At 58.4% G+C, this 19,245-nt stretch carries 14 protein-coding genes; 7 read left to right on the top strand and 7 right to left on the bottom strand.

From position 1 onward, the window contains the following. The first annotated feature begins 99 nt into the window (after nucleotides 1-99). From ACWKXT_RS05595 to ACWKXT_RS05580, 4 genes are all read left to right on the top strand, one after another. Nucleotides 100-1,140 carry an aldo/keto reductase gene (locus tag ACWKXT_RS05595; protein ID WP_454531919.1) on the top strand — a complete coding sequence of 347 codons (1,041 nt, stop codon included), beginning with the start codon at nucleotides 100-102 and terminating at the stop codon, nucleotides 1,138-1,140. Nucleotides 1,141-1,288: 148 nt separating this feature from the next. Then, entirely contained in the window at nucleotides 1,289-2,665 is a 1,377-nt protein-coding gene (locus ACWKXT_RS05590) for a glycoside hydrolase family 1 protein (RefSeq protein ID WP_454531918.1), read from the top strand. Between the two features lie 51 nt (nucleotides 2,666-2,716). Continuing rightward, nucleotides 2,717-4,039 (top strand): PTS sugar transporter subunit IIC, encoded by a 1,323-nt coding sequence (locus ACWKXT_RS05585; RefSeq protein WP_454528857.1) that lies wholly within the window; start codon nucleotides 2,717-2,719, stop codon nucleotides 4,037-4,039. A 15-nt stretch (nucleotides 4,040-4,054) separates the two neighbouring features. Further along, nucleotides 4,055-4,771: a GntR family transcriptional regulator gene (locus ACWKXT_RS05580; protein WP_252002651.1), complete on the top strand. Its 717-nt coding sequence runs from the start codon at nucleotides 4,055-4,057 to the stop codon at nucleotides 4,769-4,771. A gap of 42 nt (nucleotides 4,772-4,813) precedes the next feature. Here the strand turns inward: ACWKXT_RS05580 and ldtB are convergent, their stop codons facing one another. Beyond that, nucleotides 4,814-5,734 (bottom strand): L,D-transpeptidase, encoded by a 921-nt coding sequence (gene ldtB / locus ACWKXT_RS05575; protein ID WP_454528858.1) that lies wholly within the window; start codon nucleotides 5,732-5,734, stop codon nucleotides 4,814-4,816. Between the two features lie 222 nt (nucleotides 5,735-5,956). On the opposite strand from ldtB, the gene ACWKXT_RS05570 reads away from it, so the two are divergent. Next, nucleotides 5,957-7,552 (top strand): ABC-F family ATPase, encoded by a 1,596-nt coding sequence (locus ACWKXT_RS05570; protein ID WP_454528859.1) that lies wholly within the window; start codon nucleotides 5,957-5,959, stop codon nucleotides 7,550-7,552. Nucleotides 7,553-7,630: 78 nt separating this feature from the next. On the opposite strand, the gene ACWKXT_RS05565 is transcribed toward ACWKXT_RS05570, so the two are convergent. Next, complete coding sequence (locus tag ACWKXT_RS05565; protein ID WP_454531917.1) at nucleotides 7,631-9,994, bottom strand: TIM-barrel domain-containing protein; 2,364 nt, start codon at nucleotides 9,992-9,994, stop codon at nucleotides 7,631-7,633. A 17-nt stretch (nucleotides 9,995-10,011) separates the two neighbouring features. After that, nucleotides 10,012-11,313: an MFS transporter gene (locus ACWKXT_RS05560; protein WP_454528861.1), complete on the bottom strand. Its 1,302-nt coding sequence runs from the start codon at nucleotides 11,311-11,313 to the stop codon at nucleotides 10,012-10,014. Between the two features lie 288 nt (nucleotides 11,314-11,601). Between ACWKXT_RS05560 and ACWKXT_RS05555 the strand changes: the two genes are divergently transcribed. Further along, nucleotides 11,602-12,675 carry a LacI family DNA-binding transcriptional regulator gene (locus tag ACWKXT_RS05555; protein ID WP_454531916.1) on the top strand — a complete coding sequence of 358 codons (1,074 nt, stop codon included), beginning with the start codon at nucleotides 11,602-11,604 and terminating at the stop codon, nucleotides 12,673-12,675. Here ACWKXT_RS05555 and ACWKXT_RS05550 read toward each other — a convergent pair. The 4 genes from ACWKXT_RS05550 to ACWKXT_RS05535 all read right to left on the bottom strand — a co-directional run bounded on the left by ACWKXT_RS05550 (nucleotide 12,672) and on the right by ACWKXT_RS05535 (nucleotide 18,450). After that, the gene (locus ACWKXT_RS05550) at nucleotides 12,672-13,928 is read right to left on the bottom strand and encodes a DUF1479 domain-containing protein (RefSeq protein ID WP_454531915.1); all 1,257 of its coding nucleotides are present in this window, start codon (nucleotides 13,926-13,928) and stop codon (nucleotides 12,672-12,674) included. The genes ACWKXT_RS05555 and ACWKXT_RS05550 overlap by 4 nt on opposite strands. A 151-nt stretch (nucleotides 13,929-14,079) precedes the next feature. Beyond that, nucleotides 14,080-14,895 carry a Cof-type HAD-IIB family hydrolase gene (locus ACWKXT_RS05545; RefSeq protein WP_454528864.1) on the bottom strand — a complete coding sequence of 272 codons (816 nt, stop codon included), beginning with the start codon at nucleotides 14,893-14,895 and terminating at the stop codon, nucleotides 14,080-14,082. A 218-nt stretch (nucleotides 14,896-15,113) separates the two neighbouring features. Then, nucleotides 15,114-17,546: a formate C-acetyltransferase/glycerol dehydratase family glycyl radical enzyme gene (locus ACWKXT_RS05540; protein ID WP_454531914.1), complete on the bottom strand. Its 2,433-nt coding sequence runs from the start codon at nucleotides 17,544-17,546 to the stop codon at nucleotides 15,114-15,116. 4 nt (nucleotides 17,547-17,550) lie between these two features. After that, nucleotides 17,551-18,450 (bottom strand): glycyl-radical enzyme activating protein, encoded by a 900-nt coding sequence (locus ACWKXT_RS05535; protein ID WP_454531913.1) that lies wholly within the window; start codon nucleotides 18,448-18,450, stop codon nucleotides 17,551-17,553. A gap of 128 nt (nucleotides 18,451-18,578) precedes the next feature. Here ACWKXT_RS05535 and fsa point away from each other — a divergent pair, with 128 nt between their 5' ends. Further along, nucleotides 18,579-19,241 (top strand): fructose-6-phosphate aldolase, encoded by a 663-nt coding sequence (gene fsa / locus ACWKXT_RS05530; RefSeq protein WP_205921186.1) that lies wholly within the window; start codon nucleotides 18,579-18,581, stop codon nucleotides 19,239-19,241. The last annotated feature ends 4 nt before the right edge of the window (nucleotides 19,242-19,245 follow it).

The following is a 19,245-nucleotide window of genomic DNA, read 5'->3' as shown; positions in this document are numbered from 1 at the left end:
CAGAGGATTGGGCAAGAAACGGACAGGAACGCCACATTCGCGATGGCTGAGGGGCGGGTATAACTAACAGACACCCAATCGACATGCGAGGAAAGCGTTATGCGTTATCAAAAACTGGGCAATACCGGACTGTTTGTTTCTGAACTCTGCCTCGGCACCATGACCTTCGGCGGTGAAGGCGGCATGTGGGGCAAGATTGGCCAGCTTCAGCAAAACGAGGCCGAGCAGCTGGTGGGCCGCGCGCTGGATGCGGGTATCAACTTCATCGACACCGCCGACGTTTACTCGGAAGGGCGCTCGGAGGCAATCCTCGGGCAGTCGCTGAAAAACCTCAACGTCCCGCGCGAAAATGTGGTGGTTGCCACCAAAGTGTTCGGTGAAACGGGAACGGCAGGGGTGAACTCGCGCGGCAGCTCGCGCTATCACATTATCAGCAGCGTGAAGGAGAGCCTGCGCCGCCTGCAGCTGGATCATATCGATCTCTATCAGCTGCACGGTTTCGATCCGGCAACGCCAATTGAAGAGATGCTTTATGCGCTGGATAACCTGGTGCAGCACGGCCACGTGCGCTACATCGGCGTCTCGAACTGGGCGGCGTGGCAGATTGCCAAAGCGCTCGGTATTTCCGAACGTCTTGGACTGGCGCGCTTCGCATCGCTGCAGGCCTACTACACCATCGCCGGGCGCGACCTTGAGCGCGAGCTGGTACCGATGATGCAGAGCGAAGGCGTCGGGTTGATGGTCTGGAGCCCGCTGGCGGGCGGCCTGCTGAGCGGAAAATATGGCCGCGACGGGACGAGCGAGGCCGGTAGCCGTCGTCTGGAATTTGACTTCCCGCCGGTGAATAAAGATCGCGCCTTCGACTGCGTGGACGTGATGCGCACGATTGCCGGGAGCAAGGGCGTCTCCGTCGCGCAAATCGCGCTGGCGTGGCTGCTGCACCAGAAAGCGGTGACCAGCGTCATTATTGGCGCGAAACGCGTCGATCAGCTGGACGATAACATTGCCGCGACCGGGATCCGCCTCAGCGAAGACGAGCTTAAGCAGCTGGATGCCGTCAGCGCGCTTCCACGCGAATATCCGGGCTGGATGCTGGAGCGGCAGGGCGAGTATCGCCGCAGTCAGCTTGCGCAACAATAACCTTCCTCGCCCTGGTAGCGCTTCGCTCACCGGGGCTTTTTTTCCCGCACTGCTCACAAAAAACGATCCTCCTCTTTGATCCCCATTTCATCTTCGCCTATATGACTAGTCATGAAAAATTAAATGACTAGTCATATAGGGAGAGAGCATGAATAATTCGCTGCCGGCCAACTTTTTATGGGGCAACTCGGTGTCCAGCATGCAGACGGAAGGCGCATGGAACGAGGGTGGGAAGGGGATGTCGGTCTACGACATTCGCGAAGCCGGAGAAAACATCTCCGACTGGAAAGTGGCAACCGACTCCTACCACCGCTACCGGGAAGATTTCGACCTGATGCAGGATCTGGGCATGAACTGCTACCGCTTCCAGATCTCCTGGAGCCGTGTCTGCCCGCAGGGCGACGGCGCGTTCAACGACGAAGGTATCGCGTTTTACGACCGCTTTATTGACGATCTGATCGCCCGCGGCATTGAGCCGATGGTCTGCCTCTACCACTTCGATATGCCGCTGGCGCTGGCGCAGGAGTACAACGGCTTTAACGACCGCCGCGTGATGGAGGCCTTTATCCGCTACGGCAAAAAGATGATCGACTGCTTCGGCGACCGCGTGAAGTACTGGCTAACCTTCAACGAGCAGAACATCTTCCATATGCCGGAAGCGTTCCGCATTTCCGGCTACATGAAAGGGGAGCAAACCCTGCGCGAGCTGTATGAGCTGCAGCACCATGCGATGGTGGCGCACATGTCGCTGACCGAGTACCTGCACCAGACTAAACCGGGACAGATGATGGGCGGCATGCTGGCGCACCAGCTGATTTACCCGGCCACCTGCAAACCGCGCGATATCTTCTGCGCCCAGCAGTACGACGAGTTCCTCAACCAGAACCTGCTGCGCGTCTTTGCCGGGCAGGGCTACAGCCCGGCGGTGATGGCGGTGGTGGAGCAGGAGGGCTTTGGTGATATCTACCGCGCCGGGGATTTAGCGCTGCTGGCGCGCACTAAAAACGACTTTATGGCCTTCAGCTACTACGCCAGCAAAACGCTGGACAGCGATGCGATCCCTGAAGGCACGCCGGTGAACTATTACCTGCTGCACGGCGAGAAAAACAACCCGTACCTGAAGGCAACCGAGTGGAACTGGCAGATCGATCCGCTCGGTTTTCGCACCATTATCACCCGCTACGCCAACGACTGGCGGATGCCGGTCTTCCCGATCGAAAACGGCATTGGCGTGATTGAGTCCTGGGACGGCGTAAATCCGATCGACGACACCTACCGCATCGACTACCACCGGGCGCACATTGAGGCGATGAAAGCGGCGATGTTCGAGGACGGGGCAGAGGTAATCGGCTACCTCGGCTGGGGGTTAATCGACATTCTCAGCTCCCAGGGCGACATGCGTAAGCGCTACGGCGTGGTCTATGTCAACCGTGAAAACCATGACCTGAAAGACCTGAAGCGCGTGCCGAAGAGGAGCTACGCGTGGTTAAAACAGGTTATCCATACCAACGGACGCGAGATGTAAGCCGTACGCTGCCGGGCCGTTTTTGTGACTGATTGATGGGAACTATCCGCTATGTCTGAAGCAAAAATAACACCGCACATGCAGTCTTTTGTCGATAAATTTGTTGAGTTCTCGGCGCGCCTGGCAAACCAGGTGCACCTGCGATCCCTGCGCGACGCCTTCGCCACGGTGATGCCGATTTTCATCCTCGCCGGTCTGGCGGTGCTGGTGAACAACGTGGTGTTCCCGTGGATTTTTGAGGGCGATACGCTCGCGCAGTTTAAGGTGTGGGGCGAGGCGATCATCAACGGCACGCTGAACATCGCCGCGCTGCTGCTGGCGCCGATGATCGCCTGGTCGCTGGCGCGCAACAAAGATTTCGACAATCCGGTCTCGGCAGTGGTTATTGCCGTCAGCAGTTTTATCATCATGATGCCGATGCGCTTACAGATTACGCCCGTCGGCAGCGAGGCCGCGGTGAACGTCACGCAGGTGCTGACGTTCGCCAATATCGGCTCAACCGGCATTTTCGCCGGGGTGCTGATCGGGCTACTCTCAACGGAGCTGTTTATCGCTCTTTCGCGGCTGAAGGCGCTGCATATTTCGCTCGGGGAAAACGTACCGCCAGCGGTAAGCAAATCCTTTACCGCGCTGATCCCAACCATTATCACGCTCTCCCTGTTTGCGGTGCTGGCGGCCATACTGGCAAACGTGCTGCATACGGATCTGATCCATCTCATTACCACTTTTATTCAGCAACCGCTGCGGCTGATCAACACCAGCCTGCCGGGGACGATCTTCATCTACAGCTTCGGTAATTTCCTGTTCACGTTGGGTATTCATCAGTCAGTGGTCAACAGCGTGGTGCTGGAGCCGTTCCTGCTGATCAACACCAACGAGAACATGCTGGCCTTCGCCAACGGTCAGCCCATCCCGCACATCATCAACAACATCTTCGTGCCTACCTTTGGCATGGTGGGCGGTACCGGCAGCACTATCTCGCTGCTGATCGCCATCTTTATCTTCTCCCGACAAAAATCGGCGAAACAGGTGGCGCGTTTGTCGCTGGCGCCCGGTTTATTTAACATTAACGAGCCGGTGATTTTCGGCCTGCCAATTGTGTTTAACCTGCCGCTGATGATCCCGTTTGTACTGCTGCCCGCCATCGGCATTTACTTCGCCTGGCTCTGCACCACGCTGGGGTTAATGTCGCGCTGCGTGGTGATGATCCCGTGGACCACGCCGCCGATCCTCAGCGCCTGGCTGGCGACGGCGGGGGACTGGCGGGCGGTGGTGGTGCAGTTGGCAATCATCGTATTTGGTGTATTCTTCTACCTGCCTTTCCTCAAGATTGCCGAGCGAGTGGCGTTGAAAAACAGCGGGATAGAAAACTAACGGTAAGGAAGGACGATGGCGGCGAAGTACATCACCATAGCGCGGGAAATTAAGAAACGTATCATCACCCAGCAGTACGCCGCCAATGAACCGCTGCCGGACCAGTTTGCGCTGGCGGCGGAGTTCAGCACCAGCCGGATGACCATTCAGCAGGCCATGCGACAGCTGATCGTCGAAGGGCTGGTCTATACCCGTCAGGGGCAGGGAACGTTTATCCGCAAGAATTTCCTTCAGCTTTCCCAGTGGGATCTCTCCGGCAGTGACTACTTCGGCGCCACGAAAACCTGGGAACATCTGGGCACGGTCACCAGCCAGGTGGTGCATTTTGAACTGCGCTTCCCGAACGAAAAAGAGCAGGCGTCGCTGATGATTAACGCCGATGCGCCTGTTTATGACTTTATTCGCCTGCGCTTATTAAACGGTGAACCCATGTCGCTGGATTCAACGATAATGCCGATGAATCTGGTGCCCGGCCTGACGAAAAGCCATCTTGAAGGTTCGGTGTTCCAGTATGTTCAGGAGACGCTGGGGCTGAAAATTATGGGATCGTATCGCGTCGTGCGCGCGCTGAAGCCAAATGCGCTGGATATGCAGCACTTAATCTGTGAGCAGACCGATCCGGTGCTGGAGGTAGAGCAGGTGATTTATCTGGAGGACGGCACAGCGCTGGAGTATGCCCACTGCCACTATCGCTACGACCACGGCGGGATTGTGATCGTGAATAACGGGTAAAAAAAAGCGGGCATCGAAGCCCGCTTTTTTAATGTTGCTCTATCAGTTCAAACGAACCGGCATACCGGAACGGTTCTGAATCGCCTGGTCAACGATGGTCGTTTCAACATCCGCCTGAGACGTCACGGCCTGTACCGCGCTGTTCAGTTTAATCGGCACGATCTCGTTGTTGTTGATCTGGTCTTCGCTGGTGGACAGCGGGTTGTGCACTTCAATATAACGGCTGCCGTCTGGCTCAGACGTCGCTTTCACGGGTTCGTTGATGAACTGCACGCGCGTACCGACCGGCACGTTTTCGAACAGGAACTTAATGTCGTCGTTACGCAGACGTACGCAGCCGTGGCTTACGCGCAGGCCGATACCGAAGTTGGCGTTGGTCCCGTGGATCGCGTACAGACGGCCAATGTACAGTGCGTACAGGCCCATCGGGTTATCCGGGCCGGCTGGCACAACGGCGGGCAGCGGTTCGCCCGCGGCGATGTATTCCGCGTGCATTTTGGCGGTAGGGGTCCAGGTTGGGCCCGCTTTCTTACGCTCAACTTTGGTGGTCCAGTTCAGCGGGGTATCTTTGCCCAACTGACCGATACCGATTGGCAGCACGATAACGGTGTTGGTGCCTTTCGGGTAGTAGTACAGACGCATTTCGGCGCTGTTAATCACGATACCTTCATGAACGGTATCCGGCAGGATCAGCTGCTGAGGGATGTTCAGCACGGTACCCGCTTTCGGCAGATACGGGTCAACGCCCGGGTTGGCTTCCAGCATGTTGGACAGGCCCAGCTGATACTGCGCAGCGTAGTACTCCAGCGGCTGCGTGTTACCCTCAGGCACCGTCACCACCTGGTTTTGACCCACCAGACGGCTTCCGTCTGTCGGCAGGGGATACGTCACCGCAGAAGCGGTCTTACAAAAACCTACTACGGCTAACGCCGCCGCAAAAAGCGTTGTTAATTTCATGTTCATGTTGTGCGAGGTATCTAAGCCATTCTGGCGATGAGTTGATAAGTCTGAATCTGTGATGGGAGCGCATTATATGTGCATTCCCGCTAACAGGGAATTCAGATGTGTACGAAATCACATTTTTTTCGATTTTGTTAAAGTTTAGTGGATTGCCGCAACACGGGATCTCAATTCGGAATTGTGGCATAATGCCGTGTTTATCACACTTTTCGCAGGAATCTCCCCGTGTTAGTTACCAGCAACGTCACTATGCAGTTTGGCAGTAAGCCGCTGTTCGAAAACATTTCCGTCAAATTTGGCGGCGGCAACCGTTACGGCCTGATTGGTGCCAACGGTAGCGGAAAATCCACCTTCATGAAGATCCTCGGCGGTGACCTGGAGCCGACGCTCGGCAACGTGTCGCTCGACCCTAACGAGCGCATCGGTAAGCTGCGTCAGGATCAGTTCGCCTTTGAAGAGTTCACCGTGCTCGACACCGTGATCATGGGGCACGCGGAGCTGTGGGAAGTGAAGCAGGAGCGCGATCGTATCTACGGTCTCGCTGAGATGAGCGAAGAAGACGGTTACAAAGTGGCCGATCTGGAAACGCAGTACGGCGAAATGGACGGCTACTCTGCGGAAGCGCGTGCGGGCGAGCTGCTGCTGGGCGTGGGCATTCCGGTTGAACAACATTACGGCCCGATGAGTGAAGTCGCGCCAGGCTGGAAGCTGCGTGTCCTGCTGGCACAGGCGCTGTTCTCAAACCCGGATATCCTGCTGCTCGACGAACCAACGAACAACCTGGACATCGATACCATCCGCTGGCTGGAGCAGACGCTGAACGACCGCGACAGCACCATGATCATCATCTCGCACGACCGTCACTTCCTGAACATGGTCTGTACGCACATGGCGGATCTGGACTACGGCGAGCTGCGTGTGTACCCGGGCAACTACGACGAGTACATGACGGCGGCAACCCAGGCGCGTGAACGTCTGCTGGCGGACAACGCCAAGAAGAAAGCGCAGATTGCGGACCTGCAATCCTTCGTCAGCCGCTTCAGCGCTAACGCCTCTAAATCGCGCCAGGCAACGTCGCGTGCCCGTCAGATCGACAAAATCAAGCTGGAAGAGGTTAAAGCCTCCAGCCGTCAGAACCCGTTCATCCGCTTCGAGCAGGACAAGAAGCTGTTCCGTAACGCGCTGGAAGTGGAAGCGCTTACTAAAGGCTTCGATGAAGGCCCGCTGTTCAAAAACTTCAACCTGCTGCTGGAAGTGGGCGAGAAGATTGCCATCCTCGGTGCTAACGGCGTGGGTAAATCCACAATGCTGAAAACCCTGGTGGGTGAACTGCAGCCGGACAACGGCACCGTGAAGTGGTCTGAAAATGCGCAGATTGGTTACTACGCGCAGGACCATGAGTACGAGTTCGAAAACGACCTCACCGTCTTCGACTGGATGAGCCAGTGGAAGCAGGAAGGTGACGACGAGCAGGCGGTGCGCAGTATCCTGGGACGTCTGCTGTTCAGTCAGGACGACATCAAAAAGCCCGCCAAAGTGCTCTCCGGTGGTGAGAAGGGCCGTATGCTGTTCGGCAAGCTGATGATGGAAAAACCAAACATCCTGGTGATGGACGAACCGACTAACCACCTGGATATGGAATCTATTGAGTCGCTGAACATGGCGCTGGAGATGTATCAGGGCACCCTGATCTTCGTCTCTCACGACCGTGAGTTTGTCAGCTCGCTGGCAACCCGCGTGATCGAAATTACGCCAGAGCGCGTGGTGGACTTCACCGGTAATTACGAAGACTATCTGCGCAGTAAAGGTATCGAAAACTAAAAAAAGCCGGGTGGCGGCTTCGCCTTACCCGGCCTATGTTCTGTTCCCTCTCCCCGTGGGAGAGGGTTAGGGTGAGGGCTACACCACCCACTCGCCCCCTTCAACCCCATTAACCAGCAGCTTGCGTTTTTCCCCCGCCGGTAACGACACCTTCAGCGCTTTCCACGCCGGACGATAGTCCCCGCGCGCGTTGACCTTCAGGTTAATGGTTGCGCCGTCGCACATCATTTCCCATTCCACCCACAGCGCATTGCCGTTCTGGTAGCCCCAGCTTTCGCCGTCATCTTCAAACAGCAGTCCGGCGGTGGTGCCGACGCCTTTCACCGGGAACAGTTTCAGCTCACGGGTATCGTCTTTATCGGCGCTCACGTGACGGATACGCTCGCTGAGCGGCAGACCGGCACCGGCGCGCACCAGCAGCGGGAGTTGTTCCAGCGGGGCATCGAGGACGATCGACTGGGCCCCCGCATACCACGCGTGGGTGTAAAAATCGTACCAGCCGGTGGCGTTATCCGGCAGCCAGACGCGGCGCTCGCGCTGCCCGGCTTCGACGACGCTGGCGACCAGCAGGTCGCGGCCCAGCAGGAAGTCATCGCACTCTTCGAAAGTCTGCGCGTCGTGCTCGTGGTCGAGGAAGGTCGGGCGCAGCATCGGCTCGTCGTCGGCGTGTGCCTGCCAGAGCAGGGTGTAGAGGTACGGCAGCAGGCGGTAGCGCAGCTCAATCGCCCCGCGAATAGCGGGCGTGACGCCCGGGTACATCCACGGCTCGTTCACGGTGTGGTCGTCGTTCCACGAGTGAATGGTAAAGCGCGGGTGCATCACGCCGTTCTGCACCCAGCGCACGAACAGCTCGGCGTCAGGCTTGTCGCCGGAGAAACCGCCGACGTCATGGCCGACGTTGAACAATCCGGACAGGCTCATACCCAGCCCCATGCGGATGTTATAGCGCAGGGTGTCCCAGTTAGTGCGGTTATCGCCGCTCCAGGTCTGGACGTAGCGCTGCATCCCGGCGCAGCCGGAGCGGGAGATGAGATACGGGCGCTTTTCCGGCGCAAAGCGCTGCTGTGCTTCCAGCGAGGCGCGCATCATCAGCAGCGGCATCACCGGGCGAATGTGCTTGATGGCGATCTCCTTGCCGAAGCCAAAGCAGCGCGCTTCCCCGTCCCACACTTCATATTCGTTGTTGTCGTTCCAGGTAGAGTCGATGCCCATCTCCAGCAGCTGCGTGGTGACGCCGTTCTGCCACCACTGCACCGTCTGCGGGTTGGTAAAGTCGAGGTGCGAGCCTTCGTCATCCCAGAAGCTGGAACGTTCTGGCGCATCGGTTTCTGAATCACGGATGAACAGGCCGCGCTCCGCCACTTCGTTATAGCGCGGATGGTCCTGCAGCAGGCACGGCTTGATGTTTGCCGCAAGCTTCAGCCCCGCGTCATGGAATGCCTGGCTCATCACCTTCGGCTGCGGCACCTTGTCGTAGTTCCAGTTAAAGACGTAGCGCTTGCTGTTGATGGAGGTATAGCCGGAGGAGAGCTGGAACGAGTCGCACGGAATGGCGTGCTCTTCGCACAGGCGGATGAAGTTCATCAACTGGTTTTGCGCGTCCGGCGCGTCGGTGTAGTGCATGGTCGAGCCGCTGTAGCCCAGGCTCCACTTCGGTCCGAACAGCGTTTTCCCGGTCAGGCGCACGAAGGCTTTGGTGACGTCAAGTACGCGTTTGCCGGTAAAAATGTAGTAATCGATATCGCCCGCTTCCGCCTGCCAGCGACGATAGGCGGTGTGGTAGTTATCGATCTCGTTGCCCAGATCCAGCCAGCAGCTGCTCAGGTTGTCGTAGAACAGGCCGTAGCTCACGTCATCGCGGCGGGTGATAGTGAACGGAATATGCTTGTAAAGCGGGTCTGTGCTGGCCGCGTTGTACCCCATCGCGTCGAGGTTGCGCATCTCATAGCGTTTGCCGTTGCGCTGTAAATCACCCGCTTTCTCACCCAGACCGTAAAAACGTTCATCCTTACGACGGCTGAGATAATGCGCCACGCCGTCGCCGTGGGCGTTCAGCAGGTAGGCGCTGGTCGGACGGTCATTGACCAGCGGCTGCCACTCGCCTGCCTCATTGCGAAAGTGCCACTCCAGCCACAGCGGCTGGTGGACGGTCACGCGCAGCTGTTCAGTTGCTACGGTTACTGTGTCGTCCTGCTGCGTCAGCGTCCAGGCCGGGCAGGAGAAGCCGCTGATATCGTCACGGCGGCGGCCTTCCCACGGCACGTCTTGTTCCGGCGCGATGCTCCAGGTGCGGTCCAGCGCCAGCTCGCCTTTGCGCTTAATCAGCACGCGGAACAGGTTCTCTTCCAGCACATACAGGCACAGGCGGTGCTGGTTATCCACCAGCAGTTCCAGATGGTTTGCCGACTGCGTATCAACGGTCCAGTTTTTCAGGGTTTTCATATGCAATACATCCACTATCAGGCGCGCTTGGCGCGACGTTCAGCAATAAATGCTACCAGGAAGACAGCGCCAATCAGGTCAAAGAAGCCCATGGCAATAAAGAGCGGGTTAAAGCCGATTTTGTCGGCGGTCACACCGATTAACAGCGAGAACAGGAAGCTGGCGATCCACGCCGCCGAGCCGCGCATGCCGTTGACGGTCGCCATCTGGCCTTTGTCGAACGACTCCACGACCAGGGCGCTCAGCATGCAGGAGATAATCTGGTGCCCGAAGCCGCCGATGGAGATCAACACGATGGTGATATACGGGTCGCGGGTCACGGCGACGACGGCGAGAGAAATCATCAGGAACGCGCCGGTGACGGAGCTGGCTACGACCGAGTTAACGCGGGTGCAGCCGAACCAGCGGGTGTACAGGCGCGTCAGGTAGCCGCTTGCCACGCTGCCGAGGTCGGCGGCGAGGAAGGGTAGCCAGGCAAACATCGCAATCTGCTTCAGATCCATGCCGTGCTCTTTGGCGAGGTACAGCGGCACCCAGAAGCTCAGTACGGCCCAGGCCGGTTCCGCCATAAAGGCCGGGATGGCGATACCGTAAAAACGTTTGTTCTTTGATACGGTTTTCAGCGCCGTCAGGAAGGGCAGCTTGACCGGTGCGGGTTCGTTATCCTGCTTGATGAACGCCAGTTCGTCCTTGCTCAGGTTCGGGTGCTGTTCCGGGTTGTGGTAGAACACCCACCAGAGGATCACCCACAGCAGCGCCAGCACGCCGGTGAACATAAACGCACCCTGCCAGCCGAACGAGGCGTGAGCGAAGTAGATGATAGGCGGAGCCAGCATCGCGCCGATGGAGAAGCCCACGCCTGCCCAGCCAGCGGCAACGGGACGCTCCGATTTCGGGAACCATTCGCCGATAGTTTTGGCGTTCGCCGGGGTGGCGGCGGCCTCTGAGGCGCCCATAAAGAAGCGCAGAATCGCCAGGTGCAGCCAGCTTCCGGCGCCCGCGTGGAAAATACACATTAGCGCCCAGATCCCGGCGCAGACCATAAAGCCAATCTTCAGGCCGATAACGTCGATCAGCCAGCCGCACAGGGGCTGGAAAATGGTGTAGGCGATCTGGAACGCGCCGACGATCCAGGAGTATTGCTCGGTGGTGATCCCAAGGCTCTCTTTCAGTTCGGGGGCGAGGATCCCGAGCGAGTTACGGGTGATGTAGTTAACGGTGACGCCAAGTAAGAACAGCACCAGCACGTACCAGCGCAGGTTCTTGATGACGCGACGGGTTTTGCTTGTCGCAACGGTATTATTGATGCCCTGACTCATTTTACTCTCCACAAGACGGACGGTAAGGGGACGGAGGTTCAGGTGTCACACAGATTGTTATGCCTTTGATTTCTATCCGTTTAGAATGCTTAAGTTGGTATACAACTAGTATGGAAGTTGTGTGACAGGTTCACCTTAAGGGAGAAAATGAGCAGGCAATAGTGGATTTTGTGCAAAATTTCTCATAACTGACCTCAACCCTCTGGCATGATGGCTTTTACGTCAGTTATTTCCTGACAGATACGCTATGAAAATTTTTTCATTTCGCAAATGGAGCCAGATCACAAAATGGACAAAAGGCTAAAAATCACTGAAATCGCCGCCCGGACGCAGCTCTCTATCAGCACCGTCTCGCGCGTGCTGGCGGGAAAAGCGAATACCAGTGAAAAGGCGCGGGCTAAGGTACTGGCGTGTGCGCGGGAGCTGGGGGTGATAGACGGTATGGCGGCGGGGCGCTTGCTGCTTAACAGTCTGGTGGTTTTTGCCCCTCAGCGTGCATTCGATGAGCGGTCCGACATCTTTTACTACCGCGTGATCCAGAGCGTGAGCAAAGGGCTTGCCTCGCACGAGGTTCGCCTGCGCTACTGCGCGCTGGAGGAGAACGACAGCGATGCCCAGCTGTTTCTGGCGCGTATGAACGAGCCGGATACCCAGGCGGCGATTCTGCTCGGTATCGACGATCCGCATATCCACGATCTGGCGGTAGATGTGGGGAAACCCTGCATGCTGATTAACTGCCGGGACCGCCACATGCGCCTGCCTGCCGTCGCGCCGGATCATCGCGCCATCGGCGAGCGGGCGGCAGAGTACCTCTTCGAGATGGGGCACCGGGAGGTGATGAACGTGCTGTGCCTGCGTCGCTACACCATGGAGCTGCGCCTGTCGGGGATCCGCGACGCGTGGCACACCCATAACCTCAGGTTTAACGACAGGCGCGACCTGCTGGTGGTGCCGAGCTTCAGTGCCAGAGAGACGGAGCAGCTGGTGAGCGAGTGGCTTAACCAACAGCAGGGAAAAGACCTGCCGACGGCGTTCCTGGTAGGGGGGGACTTTATGGCGGCGGGCACCATCAGCGCGCTGCAAAACCACGGTCTGCGCGTGCCGCAGGACGTCTCGGTGATGAGCATTGACGGCTTTAACCTGGCGGCGATTCAGGATGTTCCATTGACGGCGGTGCATGTTCCCCGCGATGAGCTGGGAACGGAAGCGGTGCATATGCTTCAGCAGAGGCTGATGCGCCCGGACGCGCCGGTAGGAACATTGCTGCTAAACGGCACGCTGGCCGTGCGGGAGTCGGTACGGCGAATACGTCAGGGAAAACGACGCACCGCCGTGGAGCGGGAAGGGCTGTACGACAGTTAAGCCATGCCCAGCGCGCGCTTGCCGTGGATGTTGAGATCGTTCACGGTAAAGCGGCCCTGCCAGCTTTTTTCATAATCTTCACGCGGGAAATCGCCCGGCGACGCGCCGGTTTCCAGCGCTTCCTTGACCTTTTTCGCGTAGGCGAGGTTTTTCTCGCACATTGGTGCGGCGGGAATGTACATCACGTTGCCCCAGCCCTGCTGATTTTCCACCGGCGCGACGGAGTGGATCACGTCGCAGTGCCACCACACGGAATCGCCCGCTTCGAGTGCCGGAATGCTGGTCAGCGCTTCGATGAGCAGCGGATGCCACTTCTCGGAAACCGGCAGCACGCGCCCCGGCGCCACGCCGCACAGCTCATCTTCCGGCACGTCGTCCAGCAGCGGACGCAGCAGAATGTACGCCATCGCTTCCGGGATCGGCACCACATGCAGCAGCCCCTGGCCCGGGATCATATCCGACAGCGCCGTCCAGCCCTGGAAGGTGCGGAACACCGAGCACTTGGTGGTGTTATCCACGGTGTACTCTTCCACTTCGGTACGGTGTGCGGCGTTCCACGGATCGTATTTCTCGACGTTGCCGTCAAACACGCGGGCAAAGACCTGCTGATAAGCGGGCAGCAGCCAGCGCTCCAGCGCGCCGGAATCGGTGTGCGCGCCCAGCCCTTTCGAGGTGGTTCCCGGCGGGCGGCGGCGGATGCGGTCCGGGTAAATCACGCTCACGTCCGGGTCGAACCACTGCTTGCCGTTGCTCTCAAATGTCCATAAACGGTTCAGGAACGACTGCACCTGCGCCATCGCTTCACTCTGGCGCGCCTGCATCTGCGCCTGCGACCAGTAGATCGGGTAAATCTCCGGGCGGGAGGCGGTTAAGGTGCCGAAGAAGTTGTCGCCCGGCCCTTTGTACACCTCGTCAAACTTGTTCAGATCGAGGTAGTCGAGCATCGACTGATCCCACGCCAGCGCCTGCTCGCGGGGGAAGTGACCTTTGATCACCGCGCAACCGCGGCGCTTAACGGCCTCGCGCTGAGCGTCGGTAATCGTGCCGTTTTTCACATCTGCAAACGGAATCACCGGCCAGACGGATTCGCCTTTGTTTTTCAATGCGTTAATTTCCGCCACGCGGGTAGCGATTTTATCACTGAGCCTGTCGAACACCGCCTGAACGTCGCCGATCTGGGCGCGTAATTCGCGCTTTAGCTGACGAATTGCTGCTTTGTGGTCCGCTGGCAACGTTTCACTGGTAAAGGTCATAACTGCCTCTCATCTTTCATTCGAAAGTAAATGAATCTACAAGTGATACTTTAAGTTAAAAATTAGTTAATGCAAGTTTAAAAACTTGACGCATGCCACAGGACGGAAAAAGAGTGAGAGGCCGGAGCGGGGCTCCGGCGAGGGAAGGGGGTTAGAGGTCGAACGGGGAGTGCGCGTCGAGCACGGCCTGAATCACGTTCAGCGCGCCCTGATGGTTGTTGTCATCGGTGCTGTAGCGGCTGATTTCTTTGATGCTCTGCGCCGCGTTACCCATCGCAAAGGAGTATTTCACCAGCTTCAGCATCTCGGCATCGTTGCCGCTGTCGCCAATGCCGACGCACTCCTGCGGGGAGATTTTCCAGCGTTTCAGCAGGCGGCTGATGCCGTTGGCCTTGTGCAGGCCGGGGATAATCAAATCGACAAAACCAAAGCCGCTGGTGACCGGCTTCATGATGCCGTCCAGGGAGACGTGCAGTTTATCCACCAGATTAGGGATATCGCTGTCCGGCAGGTTCAGGGAGAACTTAAAGAGCACGTCGTCAATTTCGCGGTAATCGCTGATGCGCTTTAAGCGGTGATAGTGCTTTGACATCAGTGCCACGAAGGCGTCCGGCGCTTTATCGCTGACGTACGCGCTCTCCAGCCCGCAGGCCACAAAGTTTAGTCCCTTGTCCTTCAGGAGTTCGCCAATGACAATCTGCGACTCATGGCGCGTCAGCTCGCCGTGGAAAATCTGTTCACCGTGGTCGAACACCAGCGCGCCGTTTTCCGCCACGAAGGAGATCTGGTCTTTCAGCTCGGGAAAGAAGGAGATGAGCTGGTAATACTGGTTGCCGCTGGCGACAACAAATTCAATGTCGCGGGCGTTAAGCTGTTCAAACTGTGCCTGGAAGCGGTCACGATCGTACTGCTTGGCATCATCAAGGAAAGTTCCGTCCATATCGGTGACGATAACTTTAACGGTCATACTGTGCTCCTGGGTCACTGCGTTTTGAAACATTCTAATAACAAGGTGACGGGGAGCACAAATTTAATTTCGAATGAAAGTAAAAGCAAAACGGCAACCTGGGTTGCCGTTTTTAGTGTTTTCTCCCTCTCCCCGTGGGAGAGGGCCGGGGTGAGGGCATCAGCGTGCGCATTTCCCCCTCACCCTAACCCTCTCCCCGTGGGAGAGGGGATAAACCGTTACAGCGTATGCTCAGTACGGGCGATAATATCGTCCTGCGCATCCGGCGACAGGGCGGTGAAGAACGCTGAGTAACCCGCGACGCGCACCACCAGGTCACGATACTGATCAGGATGTTTCTTCGCTTCCAGCAGCGTATCGCGCGAGACGATGTTGTACTGAATATGCCAGCCCTTATGCACCTCGAAGAAGGTACGCAGCAGCACCATCAGCTTCTGGCGATCGCTGTCGTTTTCCAGCGTCGACGGGTTCAGCTTCTGGTTCAGCAGCACGCCGCCGAGAATCGCTTCCGTCGGCAGTTTGCCTACCGAGCCAATCACCGCCGTCGGGCCGAGGTGGTCGGTACCGGAGGCCGGGCTGGCCCCTTCCGCCAGCGGAGTGTGGGCTTTACGCCCGTCCGGCGTTGCCATTGTTGCCGCGCCAAACGGCACGTTCGCGGAAATGGAAGAGGTGCCCGCATAGTAGTTACCGCCAATCGGGCCGCGACCATAGCGCGGGTTGTGGTACTGCTTCAGCTCCTCAATGTAGGTCTGGTAGGCGCGCGTCAGCAGCATATCCACGCTGTCGTCGTCGTTGCCGTACTTCGGCGCGCCGTTGATCAGGCGCTGGCGCAACTGCTCGTGGGTCAGCCCGTCGAAGTCATCCGCCAGCGCCGCCGCCAGCTGCTGCTGACCGATAGCGCCCTGGTCAAACACCAGCTTCTTCACCGCCGCCAGGCTGTTGCCGAGGTTGGCGATGCCCACCTGCAGGCCGGAAACCCAGTCATACTTCGCGCCGCCCTGCTTGATGCTTTTCGCGCGCTCGATGCAGTCGTCCACCAGCGCCGAGCAGAGAATATCGTGGACGTTCTCCTCCAGCATGGTGTCCACCACGTACTCGATCTCGATGGATTTGCGGGTGTAGTAGCGGATCTGGCTGTCCCACGCCGCCATCACCTCCTCAAAGTTATTGAAGTTACCGGCGGAGAGCGCTTTCTCCTGCGGCAGGAAAACCTTGCCGCTGGTGGCGTCGCGACCGCCTTCCAGCGCCGCCAGCATCACGCGGGCAAAGTTGATAAAGCTCATGCCGGTGCAGCGGTAGCCCCACTTGCCGCCGACTGCGGTTTCGATGCAGCCGATGGCCGCGTAGTCGTAAGCGTCGTCTCGTTCCACGCCGAGCTTGATGAATTCCGGGATCACGATTTCATCGTTATTGAACGCCGGCATCCCGAAGCCGCAGCGGATCACCTGCACGCAGGCGTCGAGGAAGTCGTTGCTCATCCCCGCGTGGTAACGCACGCTCAGGTTCGGCTGGGTGGAGCGCAGGCGACCGCACGATTCCAGAATCGCGTATGAGAGCGGGTTCACCGCGTCCATCGGCTCACCGTTGACCAGCGTCTGGCCGCCAATGGTGACATTCTGGTACAGCGGGCTACCGGCGGAAGCTTTCGAGTGCGAGCCGGAGCGGATCTTGTTCACTTCCAGCAGCTTCAGCCAGCAGCTGTGCAGCAGCTCGATGGCGTGTTCGCGATCCAGGCTCTGGTTCAGCTCCACGTCGCGGCGGTAGTACGGATAAAGATACTGGTCCATGCGCGCGAAGGAGACGGAGTGGCCGTTGGACTCAATCTGCAGGATCAGCTGAATGAAGTAGCACAGCTGCAGCGCCTGCCAGAAGGTTTTTGGCGGCTCGTGGGCGATGACATCGCAGTTTTCCGCCATCGCCAGCAGCTCGTCGCGGCGGCTTTCGCGGGTCTCGATAGACGCCATTTCACGCGCCAGGTCGGCAAAGCGTTTGATGTGCAGACTCACCGCTTCCAGCACGATATCGATCGCCTTCAGGAACTGGTCGCCGTGCAGGTCTTCCAGCACCGTCAGGTTGATGCGCGTGCGGCGTTCGGCCACTTTGGCGCGCAGGCCGTCGAGACCTTTCTCCAGCACCAGCGGGAAGTTCACCGCCAGGTGCGCATCGCCGGAGGTCATGTTGCCTTCGGCTTTGATAATGCCGGTTTCCAGCAGGCTTTTCTGCTCGTCGGTGAACATGCCGTAGCAGCGGTCCTGTACCGTCTGGCCGCGCCACCATGGGCAGATCTCATGCAGAACGCGTTTGTTCTCTTCGCTCACCGCAAAGCCCGCGCCCGGACGGTCCGCCAGATCGTCGATCTCTTTCTCAATCCAGGAGACGGTGTATTCCGGGAAGATCGGCGCGGCGCGCACTTCGCTTGCCTGGTTACCGATAATCAGCTCGTCGTGTTTGATCCAGATGGTACGTTCAGCCAGGTGATGCGCCAGCGCCAGGGCGCGACGCACCGGGATCGGCTTGTCCATATGCTGCTGATACATTTCGGTGTAATGCTGCGCGCGCTCGGTACAGACCGGCGGCTTGACGATATGCACCAGCGCCATTTTATGCGCTTTAATACGTTCGCTGAGAGTGTTGAGATTCAGGGTGGTCATAGGTTTATCCTCGTAAGGTCGCGGTTAACCCTTTCTGGCAGGCGTACTGCTGCGCAAAGTCCAGCAGGGCAGGGTTATCCAGCGGTTTGTCAGGGGCAGAGTAGGGTTGGCCGAGCAGGGTGTATTTGTTCATGCCCAGCGTGTGATACGGCAGAAAATGAATATCCTCGACGCCGAGTTCGTCGGCGGCGAAGCTGGTAATGGCGGTGATGGAGGCTTCGTCCGCGTTAAAGCCCTGGATCAGCGGCACGCGGATGGTGATTTTTTTCCCGGCAGCGGCGAGGCGCTTCAGGTTGTCCAGGATCCGCCTGGCCGAACCGTCGGTCCATTGTTTGAACACCGCTCCGTCGACGTGCTTCAGGTCGGCGAGGAACAGATCGACGTAGGGTAATGACGGCTCAATATAATGCCACGGCACGTGAAGGCAGGTTTCCACGGCGGTGTGGATCCCCTGTTCGTGGCTGGCTTTAAACAGGGCGTGCGCCAGCTCAGGGTTCATAAACGGCTCGCCACCGGAGAGAGTGATCCCGCCGCCGCTGCGGTCATAAAAGGGTTTGTCGCGCAGCACGGTGGCCATGATCTCGTCCACCTGCTTTTCTTCGCCGCAGACGGTGAGCGCCTGCGTCGGGCAGCAGTCGGTGAGGGCATTGAGCGTGGCTTCATCAAGCTTTTCACGGTGGATAACCAGCCCGTTTAGCGCGCGTTCGATACAGCCCGGTGCCGCCTGCTGGCACAGGTCACAGCCCTCCAGACACAGACGTGCATCAAACAGCACGTCCCGGCTGCGGGAGCGGCTTTCCGGGTTCTGACACCAGCGACAGCCCAGCGAGCAGCCTTTCAGAAACACCACGGTTCGAATACCGGGGCCATCGTGGGTAGAGTAACGCTGAATATTGAAGATCATGATTTCGCCTCTCATCTTGCATATGAAGATTAAATTACTTTCGAATGAAAGTTATCTTGATGCGGGTCAACTACTGAGCAGGTTTTGTCGTGATAGGGTAAATGCAGGCTAATTTTGAGGGTGACATCATGGAACTTTATCTCGACACATCTGACGTTGCGGCAGTCAAAAAGCTGGCGCGTATCTTCCCGCTGGCGGGCGTGACCACCAACCCAAGCATTGTGGCGGCAGGTAAAACGCCGCTGGAGGAGCTGCTGCCAGCCCTGCACGACGCACTGGGCGGCAAAGGCCGTCTGTTCGCCCAGGTGATGGCGACCACCGCCGAAGGGATGGTAGAGGACGCGCGCAAGCTGCGCGCCATCATCAACGACCTGGTGGTGAAAGTGCCGGTGACTGCGGAAGGGCTGGCGGCAATCAAGATGCTGAAAGCCGAAGGCATCCCGACGCTGGGGACGGCGGTGTACGGTGCCGCGCAGGGGATGCTCTCCGCGCTGGCGGGGGCGGAGTATGTGGCGCCCTACGTTAACCGCGTGGACGCGCAGGGCGGGGACGGGATCCAGACCGTGATTGAACTGCAACAATTGCTAACTTTGCACGCTCCGCAGTCAAAGGTGCTGGCCGCGAGCTTTAAAACGCCGCGTCAGGCGCTGGACTGCCTGCTGGCAGGCTGCGAGTCCATCACGCTGCCGCTGGACGTGGCGCAGCAGTTTATTACCTCTCCGGCCGTGGATGCGGCGATTGTGAAGTTTGAGCAGGACTGGCAGGGGGCGTTTGGACGGACGTCGATCTAACGGG

It is taken from the genome of Enterobacter sp. UPMP701 (assembly GCF_053709515.1).
This window is presented reverse-complemented; position numbering and strand designations above follow the sequence as displayed.

What these genes read in the sequence shown, in the direction of transcription:
- ACWKXT_RS05595 (WP_454531919.1), top strand. Translation starts at nt 100, where the DNA reads ATGCGTTATCAAAAACTGGGCAATACCGGACTGTTTGTTTCTGAACTC.
- ACWKXT_RS05590 (WP_454531918.1), top strand. Translation starts at nt 1,289, where the DNA reads ATGAATAATTCGCTGCCGGCCAACTTTTTATGGGGCAACTCGGTGTCC.
- ACWKXT_RS05585 (WP_454528857.1), top strand. Translation starts at nt 2,717, where the DNA reads ATGTCTGAAGCAAAAATAACACCGCACATGCAGTCTTTTGTCGATAAA.
- ACWKXT_RS05580 (WP_252002651.1), top strand. Translation starts at nt 4,055, where the DNA reads ATGGCGGCGAAGTACATCACCATAGCGCGGGAAATTAAGAAACGTATC.
- ldtB (WP_454528858.1), bottom strand. Translation starts at nt 5,734, where the DNA reads ATGAACATGAAATTAACAACGCTTTTTGCGGCGGCGTTAGCCGTAGTA.
- ACWKXT_RS05565 (WP_454531917.1), bottom strand. Translation starts at nt 9,994, where the DNA reads ATGAAAACCCTGAAAAACTGGACCGTTGATACGCAGTCGGCAAACCAT.
- ACWKXT_RS05560 (WP_454528861.1), bottom strand. Translation starts at nt 11,313, where the DNA reads ATGAGTCAGGGCATCAATAATACCGTTGCGACAAGCAAAACCCGTCGC.
- ACWKXT_RS05555 (WP_454531916.1), top strand. Translation starts at nt 11,602, where the DNA reads ATGGACAAAAGGCTAAAAATCACTGAAATCGCCGCCCGGACGCAGCTC.
- ACWKXT_RS05550 (WP_454531915.1), bottom strand. Translation starts at nt 13,928, where the DNA reads ATGACCTTTACCAGTGAAACGTTGCCAGCGGACCACAAAGCAGCAATT.
- ACWKXT_RS05545 (WP_454528864.1), bottom strand. Translation starts at nt 14,895, where the DNA reads ATGACCGTTAAAGTTATCGTCACCGATATGGACGGAACTTTCCTTGAT.
- ACWKXT_RS05540 (WP_454531914.1), bottom strand. Translation starts at nt 17,546, where the DNA reads ATGACCACCCTGAATCTCAACACTCTCAGCGAACGTATTAAAGCGCAT.
- ACWKXT_RS05535 (WP_454531913.1), bottom strand. Translation starts at nt 18,450, where the DNA reads ATGATCTTCAATATTCAGCGTTACTCTACCCACGATGGCCCCGGTATT.
- fsa (WP_205921186.1), top strand. Translation starts at nt 18,579, where the DNA reads ATGGAACTTTATCTCGACACATCTGACGTTGCGGCAGTCAAAAAGCTG.